Source organism: Sphingomonas agri, from assembly GCF_038148795.1.
In the GTDB taxonomy this organism is placed as follows: domain Bacteria; phylum Pseudomonadota; class Alphaproteobacteria; order Sphingomonadales; family Sphingomonadaceae; genus Sphingomicrobium; species Sphingomicrobium agri.
On sequence record NZ_JBAPEU010000001.1, the window covers coordinates 1,095,434 to 1,107,467 of the forward strand.

The 12,034-nt window shown below is 56.4% G+C and carries 12 protein-coding genes; 7 read left to right on the forward strand and 5 right to left on the reverse strand.

Translation table 11 applies throughout. The annotated features are described in order from the left end of the window. Positions 1-46 precede the first annotated feature (46 nt). The 4 genes from V8192_RS05465 to V8192_RS05480 are packed head-to-tail and all read left to right on the forward strand — an operon-like array spanning position 47 to position 4,164. The gene (locus tag V8192_RS05465; RefSeq protein WP_341632034.1) at positions 47-655 is read left to right on the forward strand and encodes a polysaccharide biosynthesis/export family protein; all 609 of its coding nucleotides are present in this window, start codon (positions 47-49) and stop codon (positions 653-655) included. Further along, positions 655-1,911: a hypothetical protein gene (locus V8192_RS05470; protein WP_341632035.1), complete on the forward strand. Its 1,257-nt coding sequence runs from the start codon at positions 655-657 to the stop codon at positions 1,909-1,911. The genes V8192_RS05465 and V8192_RS05470 overlap by 1 nt, the downstream gene beginning before the upstream one ends. Positions 1,912-1,955: 44 nt before the next feature. Then, positions 1,956-3,341 (forward strand): GumC family protein, encoded by a 1,386-nt coding sequence (locus tag V8192_RS05475; RefSeq protein WP_341632036.1) that lies wholly within the window; start codon positions 1,956-1,958, stop codon positions 3,339-3,341. A gap of 22 nt (positions 3,342-3,363) precedes the next feature. Then, the gene (locus V8192_RS05480; RefSeq protein ID WP_341632037.1) at positions 3,364-4,164 is read left to right on the forward strand and encodes a CpsD/CapB family tyrosine-protein kinase; all 801 of its coding nucleotides are present in this window, start codon (positions 3,364-3,366) and stop codon (positions 4,162-4,164) included. Here V8192_RS05480 and V8192_RS05485 read toward each other — a convergent pair. Beyond that, the gene (locus tag V8192_RS05485) at positions 4,161-4,976 is read right to left on the reverse strand and encodes an EpsD family peptidyl-prolyl cis-trans isomerase (RefSeq protein ID WP_341632038.1); all 816 of its coding nucleotides are present in this window, start codon (positions 4,974-4,976) and stop codon (positions 4,161-4,163) included. The genes V8192_RS05480 and V8192_RS05485 overlap by 4 nt on opposite strands. A gap of 84 nt (positions 4,977-5,060) precedes the next feature. Between V8192_RS05485 and V8192_RS05490 the strand changes: the two genes are divergently transcribed. Continuing rightward, a complete protein-coding gene (locus V8192_RS05490; protein WP_341632039.1) occupies positions 5,061-5,315 on the forward strand; it encodes an XrtV sorting system accessory protein in 255 nt (84 codons plus the stop codon). A gap of 23 nt (positions 5,316-5,338) precedes the next feature. Here the strand turns inward: V8192_RS05490 and epsI are convergent, their stop codons facing one another. Beyond that, positions 5,339-6,031 (reverse strand): exosortase-associated protein EpsI, V-type, encoded by a 693-nt coding sequence (gene epsI / locus V8192_RS05495; protein ID WP_341632040.1) that lies wholly within the window; start codon positions 6,029-6,031, stop codon positions 5,339-5,341. Beyond that, the gene (xrtV, locus tag V8192_RS05500) at positions 6,028-6,927 is read right to left on the reverse strand and encodes an exosortase V (protein ID WP_341632041.1); all 900 of its coding nucleotides are present in this window, start codon (positions 6,925-6,927) and stop codon (positions 6,028-6,030) included. Before xrtV ends, epsI begins: the two co-directional genes overlap by 4 nt. 233 nt (positions 6,928-7,160) lie before the next feature. On the opposite strand from xrtV, the gene V8192_RS05505 reads away from it, so the two are divergent. Further along, complete coding sequence (locus V8192_RS05505) at positions 7,161-8,501, forward strand: hypothetical protein (protein ID WP_341632042.1); 1,341 nt, start codon at positions 7,161-7,163, stop codon at positions 8,499-8,501. A gap of 205 nt (positions 8,502-8,706) precedes the next feature. Further along, positions 8,707-10,362, forward strand: coding sequence for a right-handed parallel beta-helix repeat-containing protein (locus tag V8192_RS05510; RefSeq protein ID WP_341632043.1), 1,656 nt, complete (start codon positions 8,707-8,709; stop codon positions 10,360-10,362). Positions 10,363-10,377: 15 nt separating this feature from the next. Here the strand turns inward: V8192_RS05510 and V8192_RS05515 are convergent, their stop codons facing one another. Further along, entirely contained in the window at positions 10,378-11,064 is a 687-nt protein-coding gene (locus tag V8192_RS05515; RefSeq protein ID WP_341632044.1) for a hypothetical protein, read from the reverse strand. A 207-nt stretch (positions 11,065-11,271) separates the two neighbouring features. Beyond that, positions 11,272-12,027, reverse strand: a complete 756-nt coding sequence (locus V8192_RS05520) for a class I SAM-dependent methyltransferase (protein WP_341632045.1) — start codon at positions 12,025-12,027, stop codon at positions 11,272-11,274. Positions 12,028-12,034: the final 7 nt, after the last annotated feature.

Sequence of the window (12,034 nt, forward strand, 5' to 3'; positions counted from 1 at the left end):
CCCCTGAGGCCGGTCGATATGTATTTGTGTCAGAAGGGGACAGTTAGTGATCGGACGACGAATTGCGCTACTGATTTCATGGCTCGCGGTGATGAGTTTCGCCGTCGCAGCCGCCGCGCAGGTCGGTGTCCGCGCTCCAGCTGCCAACGCTGTCACGCCATACCGGATCAACGCCGGTGATGAACTCGAAATCATGGTTTGGGGCGACGAACGCCTTCAGCGCGATGTTCTGGTGTTGCCGGACGGGACGTTTGCTTTTCCCTTAGTCGGCCAAGTCGCTGCTGCTGGGCACCTTCCGGCCGAGATCGAAAGCGTGATCACCGCGGGACTGCAACCACAGTACAAAGGGCCGGTCCCCCGCGTTACGGTGTCCGTCAAAAAGCCGAGTGGGTATCAGTTTTCCGTGATTGGAAAGGTAAAAGGACCCGGCACCTTCACCCCTGGCCGATACGTGAATGCGCTCGAAGCAATCGCCATTGCCGGTGGTCCGTCTGAATTCGCAAATACGAGCAATATCAAGGTAATACGAAAGGTCGGCAACCAGCTCGTAATCATTCCGGTGAATCTCCAGGACGCGATACGCGGCGACACAAGCCGTTTAGGTCCGAACGACATCCCTGGAATACAGAGCGGCGACACGCTGGTGGTTCCCTAATGGGTGCGGTCATTTTCCTAATTGCAGGTCTCGCTGCCCAAGCTACGCAATCAACCACTGCGCCCTCTCCTCCGCAGGCGGTCCCGGAGGGGACGAAAGCGCGAAATGTTGGACAAATAACTTACGTCGACCTTGAGGGGGGCGCCGGCTACTCGACCAATCCGCAATTCTCACTTGGATCAAACACCGGGAGCGGCAGCGGGTATATTTCCCTGCATGCAGTTCACACACGAATCACCGATAGGACGACCACGCTACTATCGGCTTTCGCTCAAGAAACCGCGTACACGCATCATTACGGTTCCAATCAGTCGCTGTCGGTCACAGCTCGGCATGATGCGGCGGTCAATGAAAGGCTACGCCTCTTCGTCGACGGCAATGTCGGCTACGATAAGAATGGACAGCTTGATACCAGGATAATCAGCGTTCCCAGCCTGCCTGCCATTCCCGGCTCACCAGATCTTCCACCGCGGATTCTCCTCCCCGGCAGCGACTTCCTGACTGTGACCGGAAAGCATTATTTCTTTTCAACGAACGCTGGCGGGCAATTGGCAATTGGTCCGCGGGATAATCTTAATTTCGATGTAGGCCTTGGACATAGCGTCTTTCGCAGCGGAACTGAGGATACGCGCGAGTGGTCCATTCCGGCGTCCATTGGATATGACAGGCAAATCAGTCCGCGTGCCAATGTGGGTGGCAGAATTGCCGTTCTCTACACCAATTACAGCGGCCCTGGCCGGATCTGGACCGTGACGCCGCAACTTACGAGTCAAGTTCAGCTATCGGAGCGCTTGACTTTGAGTGGTGCAATTGGCGCGTCCTTCTCTTCCACGCATGATAGTGGCGGCACCCGTCACACGGTTGGACTTGCGGGAAATGCAGCGCTCTGCAGCGCCGGGGAGCGGTCGCATCTCTGTGCTCGTGCTTCGATCGATCAGACTGCTGCCACCATCGCTGGGCCAGCCAAGAATATTAGCGCGGGTATAGATTATTCGCGACAACTTGACGCGGTTTCATCAATCCAGCTGTCCATTGACGGCAGCCATTACTCGTCCCCCATTTCCTTTATTTCTGGTCAAACTTTCTCGACTTCGACCTATTACCGCGCTGCCGCGGCCTACACACGAAATTTTGGCCATCGGCTGTTCGGCGGCATCAATATTGCCGCACGTAAACTGGCAGAGCGTGGGCCCGACCCGAAAGCTGATTTTAATGCATCCTTGTTTATTCGATATCGGTTTGGCGATTTGCAATGACTGAGAGCGACCTCCTTGAGCGCCCAACCGCCTCCCCGGTTTGGATGATCAATTACTTGCCAAGGATTCTTTGGCAACGGCGCTATTATGTGATTGCATGCCTCGCCGTCTCATTGGCGATTGGCGTGACAATGGCATTCGCTTTGCCCAGAACCTATCGGTCAACGGCCACGCTACTTGTGCAATCACAGGATCTGCCAACATCAATCGTCGACGCACCGGCGAACGGCGCGGTTGAACAGCGCATAGCACGAATTCGCGAGCAGGTTCTCAGCCGCGGTGATCTCATTCAATTGATCGAACAGAATGATCTCTACGAGAAGGAGCGGCAATCGCAGCCCTTATCGAAGATCATCGAGAACATGCGGCATGCGACCACAGTCGGCGCACTGTCCAGTGACATTGGGCAGCAGTCTGGAACCCAGAACAACACAATCGCAATCGCCATGAGCTTTGACTATTCGGACCCAGCGAAAGCTCAAGCCGTTCTCCAAAGCTTCGTGACCAAATTTCTGAGCATGTCTAGCGAGGACGTAGAGGACCAGGCGAGCATCACCGTCCGGTTCTTACAGGATCAAGCCAACAAACTTCAGGCCCAGATCTCCGACATCGAAGGTCAAATCACCGCTTTGAAGGAACGGAATGGCGCCGCTTTGGCCAACACAGGCGCGCCGCCGCTGATCGATACCGGCAGCTTCAGCGCCCAGATTACGTCACTCCAGAACGAGAATCGGCAGCTGATCGCTCAAAGCCGGCATCCAGCCCAAACCAACAACGCCCTCGCAACCGCCGAAGCGCAACTTTCGGCGGCTCAGGCTCAATACAGCGACAATCATCCCGACGTAATCGCAGCTAAGGAGCGTGTGAGCGAACTTCGCAAATTGGCTCAACAATCGGGGGGCTCTGACACCACGGTCCAGGAACAGATCGCTGCCAACAACCAAGCCATCCACCAGCTGATGGGGCAGCGCGATGAGATGCTGTCTCGGGCAAATGCAGCAATGGCGGGGCAATCCCGCGCGCCCGCGATCATGGAGCAGGCAATGCAGCTCGAGAACCGGGCCAGCACGCTTCGCAGTCAGTATCAGACAGTCTCAGAAAACTTACTTAAGGCTCAAAACGGTGCCCGTATGGCTTCGGAGCAGCGAGCTGAACGTCTGTCTTTGGTCGAGCCTGCCAATCTACCGGATCACCCTTTCTCGCCTAACCGTCTGCTTTTGATTGGTGCAGCGGGCGTGGTCGGACTAGGGCTTGGTTTGTTACTTGCTCTTGGTCTTGAGCTCGTGAATCGCCCAATTCGCAGCCCCCGACAGCTCGAGCAGCTTGGGCTGCCAGTTATCGGCATTGTTCCATTGATCCAATCCAAGGCCCGCGCGCGGCGCTTCCCGCTTCCCGCCTTCTTGTCGCGGGAGAAGCGTCTTGCAGCATAGCTCGTTTGAGAAGCGTCCGGATATGGAGAGCGAGGTTAGGCCGATGAGAATTGGGCCGATCTTCCCCTCGCGCGCGCAAGCCCTCGAGTTCCCTTGGAGCGGCCTGGCAGCAAAACGACGGCTGGTGCACGGCTTCGACAGCCGCAATGCGAGTTCGCGCAGCTTCAACCTCATCCGTTCGAAGCTCATAGGGCTAAACCGCGAACGAGGCTGGCGCGCGCTGGGAATTGTTTCGGCGACACCCAACGTCGGGAAATCCTTTGTCTCCGCCAATCTGGCCGCGTCAATGAGCCGCGATCCGCGGTTTCAAACTTATCTCGTTGATTTGGATCTCCGCCGAGGAACCATCAGGGACATTTTCGGCATCGAAAGCCAAAATGGCTTGATCGAGTATTTCGACGATCCGCAATCAGGTGAAACTGTGCAGGGCTTTATCCCACAAGGGCAAGAACTCATAATCGTGCCGGCCGTGGCTGGGCCGGTCCTCTCTGCGGAATTGCTCGCCAGTCATCGTGCGACGGCGATGTTTCAGGCGATGCGGAGCTCAGATAGCCGCAATTTCTTCATCTGCGACCTGCCCCCGGCTTTCGCAAACGATGATGCATCTATCGTCATGGAATCACTCGACGGCTATGTGCTCGTCGCGCAGGATGGGAAGACGACGCAGCGCGAGATCGAAGCGGCAGCCGATCTTCTCGGCCACGATCGTCTCGCCGGTGTTGTACTCAACAAGTATCGAGGCGGCCTCGTGAGCGAAGGCTACGGCGTGGAATATCGGTACGCGAGCGAATATTATGCCAGCCGCGAGGAAGAAGCCGATTAGCTCTTTGGCGGCGCGAAGCCCGGCTGATACTGGATCTTCGCGCTTGCCTTGAGGCTCTTGACCCGATCCTGAAGTATCTTCTGGACCTGATCCCGCTTCATCGCATTCAACGCCAGTGATCGAGCCTGGTCACCTGCTAGGGGCGCCGGTTCGCGCGCAGTGATCACGCTCGCAACCTGCCGGTCGGGGCCAGGCACCACGAACGGTTCGTTCGCCTTGAGCTGACTAAGCTGCGCATAAATCTTCGGCGGAATGACCGCGGTGTCGAGCTTTCTGCTGGCCTTAGTAAATTGCACACCGCCCGCGGTCAGGACCTGCGCGACCTCGTCTAGCGTCTTGGCTGCGCTTATCTTCGCCAACAGTGCCGGGTCCTTTTGGAGCGGAAATATGAGCTGATCCAAGCTCCACGTCTCGCGATTGGCAAACATGTTGGGATGACTGGCTTCGAACTGACTGATCTCATTGGGAGAGGGCACCTGCGCAGTATTGATTTGACGCTGCAGGAGCATCTTGATCAGCAGGTCCTCGGTCCCGCGGCGCTGCTGGTTTATGAAATCAGGAGACTTGTCGAGGCCTTCCTGCCGAGCCTGGTCGGCGAGAAGTCGGCGATCGATGAGATTCTGAAGCGCGAGGGCGCGAGCCTGCTGCGTCGTTCCCGTGGGGGAAGCATTTTCACTCGCCAGCTCAGCATTGAGATCCGAGGCGGTGATCTCCTCATTGTTGACGACCGCGACAGTCTGACCGGCCGCTTTTTTCTGGCAGGCCGTTACGGTGAACGCGAGCGCAATCGCCAAAACAATCCGTCGATCCATTAGTCACCCCGATAAAAAAGGAGATGCCCCGGCCATAGCATGGGGTATTGGTGGGTGCCAGCTGGGCCGACGGGGGAGTATCAAATGGACACAATTTATGACTGGGTGTCACTTGCAATCTTTGCAGGTCTAGTCGTCCTCTTTCTGCAAAGGTCCACGAGCGAGCACAGCGGAAAAGACGCGTCCTTGCTTTACTATCTCGGTGCCGGCGTGGGTTGTGCCGCGGCCAATTACTTTGGCAACCAGGGTCAGAATCTGATTGCGATCCTGCTCCTCGCGGTGACGGCCGCTTTCATCATCTTTTTCCTTAAGCCCTTCGGCCTCACCCCGCGCTCATGAACGGGCTCTGCGCGTAGTGCAGCTCAGACTACAAATACGGAGCGTCTTTCGGGGGGAATGGACTCCAGCATCGCTCGCACGAAAGAGTCGATGGCTGTGCGGGCGGCATTCCCGTCCTCGCTGATCATCGAGATTCGAATGAGGATGGCGTCAGGAATGAATCCACGCAGATTCTGTTCCGCAACCGCGACCTTCTGTGCTGTCCAGCTGCCTGGAATCCGATCCCCGATCCGCGTCCAAAAAACCACATGTTCGGGAACTCCACCTGTCGTTGCATCCATCATGCTCGCCGGCAGGACGGCCGATCCAAGTCTAATCGGATGTGGTGAAACCGCCGAGATGCGGTAGCCGCTGGCCGTGTAGCAAAAGTCTGGACGATGAACCTGAAGAAATCCGGTCTGGCTGCCGCTTTGGGCCATCAGGAGCATCAATGGTGGGCTCTGCCCGTCGGAATACACACGCGTCAGTTGCTGGCTATAAAGCGCATTTAGAAGCGGATCATTCGGTGGAACTACCAGTCCGCTGTTCGCGACGAAGGTCCAGCTTCCGATTTTTTTGGGTACCAGATCTTCAAGCTTCTGATTGCCCAGGTGATCCAAGCGTTTTGTCGGCGCCCGGAAAGCCGCAATCGCCGCCGCCGAACCGAACAGCAAGCCCAACAGCAATTTGCGCCGATCGACCTGAGGTTCCGTAAAATTGTCGAAGATGGGCTTCATGCTGCCGCGTCCGGTTTGCGCTCAACGAAGAGCGGAGACGCAAGCTTATCCACTCCGAAGATCGTCATCAGCGCAACAGCAAACATCAGCAGCCCCGCGAAATCGTGAATGAATCCCTGAGCCGCGGCCTCGCCGAAATAGTAGGTGACTAATACAAGCGTCAGAACGCGAATGAAGTTCGAGATTATTGCGACCGGAATTGCGGCCAGCGCGATGACAATAAAGGCGATCAGGTTCGACCGATGCCGCAGATAAACATAGAACAGGCAGAGCGCGGTCAGCGTGACAATTGAATTTAGCCCTGCACAAGCAGCCGCCACGAGTAGTTGGTACTGGCCGATCTGGATAATTACGCCTGAGTTCGCGATGGGATAGTCGGCTAGATACAGGAGCGATACGGCCCAATCAGAGATGGCGATTTTTATTGGCTGGGTGACGGCCGCGACGACGGTGTCGGGCGGCGGCAGTGCGAAGGCGAGATAGACCAACGGAAACCAGATCGTTCTGATCAGGGTGGCCCCGAAGAGCAAGTAGGCTCCCACTACTAAAGCGCCGTACATGCTAAATGCTTGGATCTCGAGCACGCCTGTAATTCGTGCCACGGTGAATGTGCCGAGACACAATGCAAGCAGCGGGCCGCCGAGCAACAGCTTCCCAGGACGTCTCTCAACCCGATTGTTCTTCAGTTCGCGCCAGAGTGCCCACAGGCCCGTTGCGAGCACGAGAGGACCATGTCCGCCTTGTTCCGTAGACCATGTGTCGCGGGCGACCTGAACCATGGTGGGAAAGACGAGCAATGTGCAGCCGATCGCGAACAGGGTGTTAGCGATCAGGCTGAACCGTTGGAAGTTTGGAGGGGCAACGCGAATGAGCGCCGCTCGACTCTCGAATTCCATTCGGGGCTCTCTCCTCAACCGGTCGGCGACGCTAAACTTTCCTATACATTGCCGCAAGTTGCGGAGTCCCCGTATGGGACGGACCTCTAGTAGGCCTTGATGGGAAGGCAAACCAAAACCGATTGAGGAGGTCGGTTGAGAACCCTATCCTGCGTTTGAGAGTATGTGACTGGGGGTGCCGCCTGCCGAATACGTTTGCCTATTTCGCGCTCTTCACGTGGCCGGCGGTCTGCTTGATCCTGTTTGTTTTGTTGCCGGTCGAGGCAGCCGCCATCTGGTCGCTCCTTGGGGGCTATTTGCTCCTCCCGTCAGCTATGAGCGTGGACGTCGCGTTATTGCCGCCACTGGACAAATCGAGCATCCCGGCGATCAGTACGTTCCTCCTTTGCTGGATGAAGGGAACGCAATCGCCCGCCCCCCAGCGATCGTTGCTTATATATGCTCTGGCGTTCGCGTTCGTTGTGTCCCCGATCTTCACGAGTTTGGGTAACAGCTATGAACTCCATATCGGTGATCGCAGCCTACCTGGCTTCTATCCGCTGGATGGCATTAAGTTGTCTCTTCACAACATAATTGCTCTGTTGCCGTTCTTCATTGGAATGCGCTTTCTTTCGTCAGAAAGCGGCCGCGCGCTTCTGCTCAGGTCCTTACCTGCTGCGGCGCTCGTTTATAGTTTACCGATGCTCTTCGAGATACGGATGAGCCCGCAGTTGCACACGTGGGTTTACGGCTATTTTCCTCACAGCTTTGGGCAGCAGATCCGTGATGGTGGCTTTAGGCCTGTCGTTTTTCTCGGCCATGGCCTCGAGGTGGCTTTTTTCGCGTCCATCGCGGTCATCGCGGCTGCGGTTGGCATACGCGCCAGATGGCAAATCCTTCGCGTCTCATCGAGCGCCGCCACTGCCTATCTAAGCGTGGTGCTGTTGCTGTGTAAGACGTTGGGCGCCTTGATCTATGCTGTTGTTGCGGTGCCGCTTGTCCTTTTCACCAAGCCGAGGGCATGGGTCAGAGTGGCCTGCGCTATATTCATAATATTTTATACCTATCCACTCCTTCGGACCTATAACCTTATTCCGGTCAAGGCGATCGCCACTGCTGCCAACTCGGTCAGCTCCGACCGGAGTTCTTCGTTCCAAACCAGGGTCGACAACGAGGACAAACTTCTCGCTAAGGCCAATGAGAAGGCGTTGTTTGGATGGGGTACCTGGGGTCGGAACCGCATCTACGATCAGGATAGCGGTCGGGACATCTCCATCACAGACGGCGAATGGGTAATTCAATTGGGTATGTTCGGATGGTTTGGCTACCTTTCTTTGTTTGGTCTTTTTGCCGCGGCCGCGATGAGGGCGCGCAAAGCCGTGCGCGGCCCGGTGACGCAGGCCAGTCTCGTTCTTGGTGGGATGACGTTGCTCCTGGCCGTAAACATGATTGATCTGATACCCAACGCGGATCTGCTGCCATTTACCTATCTGATGGCGGGATCGATCGCAGGTTGTATCCGGGTGAAGTCCAAGCGTCCTTTCACTCACATTCGGCCGGTTGCGTTGCCGGTTGCGGTTGCTCTACCTTCTTAGAGTTGGTCGTTGGCATGGGCCGCCTGGGTTTCATGCGCCGTAGTCCTTCAAGCAAATTGCCTTGCTTCGTCGCGAGAGCCCAACGGTTCACCGGAAACGGACTCACTGTAACTTCGATATTTCTCCGGTGTCCTCGACGGCCCGTCTCTTCCTAATTAGCCGTGGGTCAAACGTTCCAATGCGACTTCGGGCGGGGTGCTCACCAGTGATTAGAGGTTTTCGCGGCAAAGACCGCCTTGTTTTGCTTGCTATTCTTTTTTTGAGTGCCTGCGGTAGTGCCAATAACAACAAGGCGCTCGACAATTCGGCTGCATCTGCTCCTGGCACACCGACACCGACATCGGCGCCGTCAGTATCGCCAACTTCGTCTCAGACGCCAACGTCGGGGTATGATGCGTCGATCGGAAATGGTGTTGACGCCAACGGTTTCGCGGACCTTCCGTTGGCTCCGGGCGCTCATCGCTACTTCGTTAGTTCTGCAACCGGTTCGGACAGCAACGGCTGTGCCGCGGCTCAACAACCGAGTACGCCGCTGAAATCAATTGCGACCGCCATGGCCTGTGTGCAGGACGGTGCAGGCGATCAGGTGCTGGTCGCGGAAAGAACAAGCTATTCGGCGGGCCTACCGAGCTTCGTGGGGAAAAGCGGCTTCGATGCGGCGCATCCCACGGTGGTTCAATCTTATGATCCCAACGATGCGCTGAACAACACAAAATATGGGCGGGCGGCGGCCGGCAATCGTCCGATTATTGACGCGGGAGCCAGCGGGTCGTTGCTGAGTAATGGCGGTGGTTCCATCACTGTGTCGCCAAAGTACCTTGCCGTTCGCGGCCTCGACTTCAATCCTGGGAACGTTCCAGGGATTGGGATCAGCATTCTTCCGAACTCATCTGGCGCGGTAGATTACGTCCTGATCGAGAACAATATTTTTCGGTATGAGCAGCTAATAGCCGACATGGCCATGGCTAACACCAAGGGAAACCACCTCGTCATCCGTAATAACTCGTTCTTTGGTCAATGGAACGCGTCTGCTCACGTGCAAGGGCTCTATTACGACAATTGGGCCAGCGCCACGGTCGAAGACAATGTGTTTTGGCACAACGGGTGGAAGATTGGAGCGAACCGCGACGATACGATTGCCAACGGCGGATTGGTCGGAGATGATTTTTTCAGGCACCCAATCTACCAGCAAACTGGAGCCGACGGAATTACTCGGCGGAACCTGATCGTCGACGGAGCGTCCGATGGCGGTCAGTATCGCGGCAATTCCACGGTGACCGAGAACGTCTTTATCGACAACCCGACCGGAATCGCCGTCGGCGGGGGCACCAACTATGACGTTTATCGCCCAAATGGCGTCGACTTAGAAGTTAGTTACAATGCCATCCTCGGTGATGCCGACATAGACAGCAACACACCGCGCGGCATCGGTATTGAAGCGTCGAATGGCCGATCCGGAAGTTCGGCGCACCATAATCTGATTGTTCGAAGCCGAAACGTGAATGGCGTCAACAACTGGGCGTTCATAACCTCCTCGGATAAGAACCAGCCGACTTATATGATTTGGGATCACAACGTGGTCTATCAGTGGACGACGGCGCTCCAGATCTACATCAGTGGAGGTTCTTACCCGAGCCAGGATTTTGCTACCTACACAAATAACATCTGGGATGCGGCGACCTCTGGAACGAACACGAACATCGCTGGAAGAACCTTCCCAAACCCCTACACAGCTGCACAGCTATATTCGGCGCTTGGATTTGCCGACAAACAGGCCTTCATCAATTACGCGATTGAACACCCCGAGACGCACATTCAACGCCAAGCGCGCACGCTCATGTTTGCTGGATACGGAATGTGAACCGGAGGATCCAGGTCAGCGCGCTCTAAATAGCGGCGGTAGCAAACGTTGAAACTTGGCTTCCCGCAGCTTGAATTCGACACACGTTGTTGTGACCTGGCGGGTTCGGAACGCGCGGCGATACTTTTCTCGCACGGCTGTGACTGCTTCAAAGAATGCTGGACTGTATTGACCCGCGCTCTTGTGCCGTAAGTGGAAATCGATCACCCAAGCACTCCAACCGAGCACATCGGCGAGGATGCACAGGTCGGCACCGTAAAGATGGAACCCAGTTAAATCGTGAGATAGTGCTAAGTTGGCCTCTCTGCGTACAACGATGAAGTTTTCATCCAAGGCGGTCGCTAATGTGGGGAAGCTTCCTAACGACTGATCTTCGCCATGGGGGTCAGAAACTCGGATTACGAGCTCGCCGGACGGAGTTCCGCCGCCATTTCCACAGAGCGCCCAGTCGGGGCTTAAGGCTTGCAGTTCCGCCAGTCGGGTCTCGAGCGTGCGGCGATCATCGTTCAGAAGCAGCACGTCCTGGTGACACAGAATTATGATTTCACCGGCCGCCTCGCGAAGGAAGATGTTGCCACCTTGGAAGGCGTCGAACGCGTTCCCGTGGCTGTTGTCCAAGTAGAGGTACTCGCAATCGTCGCCATGAAAGCCGCCAGCTTGGAATGATCGCACCATCTCGGCATATTCATCGTGATCTGTCACTAAGGTGCAGATTGAAAATCGAACCGCTGGGTAAATCCGGTCGGCTTGACGGGGTTGCGTTGCTGCTCTCATCGCTGACTCTTACTGTCACCTTCCAACAGCGGGAAGATTATCAATTATTGCGACGAGCCCCTGAAACGAGGCCGCCGCCATCAGTTATCGCTTCGGCGGGACTTCAATCGGCTATGGAACGCGCGCTCTTGCGACCTACTGCGGATTGCGCGCAACGGCGACAAGCTCCTCGCGCCAGATTTTCCGCAGTCGCAACGGAGCGAGCAGCTTGCGGGCCGCTCGCGCCTTCCATGAGAAGCCCGTGTGGCCAAGCTGGTCATGCGCAATCTCGTCGAGCAAAAAGCCCGCCTCGCGAATGTGCCAGGCGAGATGCTCGGCTGAGTATTCGGTTTGGTGACCAAGGCTTATTCCATCACGCGGCAGCATGAATGTGTCAAACGGATCGCGCCCGCGGATCATGCGAACTATATTGCGCAGGCGGAACAAATTGGGCGTGGTGAGGAGCAACGCTCCGCCGGGCTTCAGCCAGCTGCGCACTTTGCTCAGGACCACGTAGGGTGGCACCGGAAGATGCTCGATTACCTCGGCGAGTACCACGACATCGAATTGGCCTCTAAACGCGGCCGGATCGTCATGAAGCAAATTGCAGACGACGAAACTGACATCCGCGGAGTCTGCAGGCGTCCGGAAATCGTCACCTATATCGCCGACAGTTGCCTGGTAACCGAAGAGCTTGGATGAGAGGATGGCGAACTGGCCGCCGCCAACATCGAGCAATTTGGCGCCCTCAGGCAGGTTCAACTCGACGAGATAACCGAGAGTCAGGAAATATCGCTCGCGGCTAATGCTGTAATAGGAATCTAGCTCGTGGAATCCGCCCGGTCTCACAAACGTATCATAGGCGGCATCAAACGCAGGACGGGTTAGTTTGGACCGGCGCGTTGCATTCATGAATTTT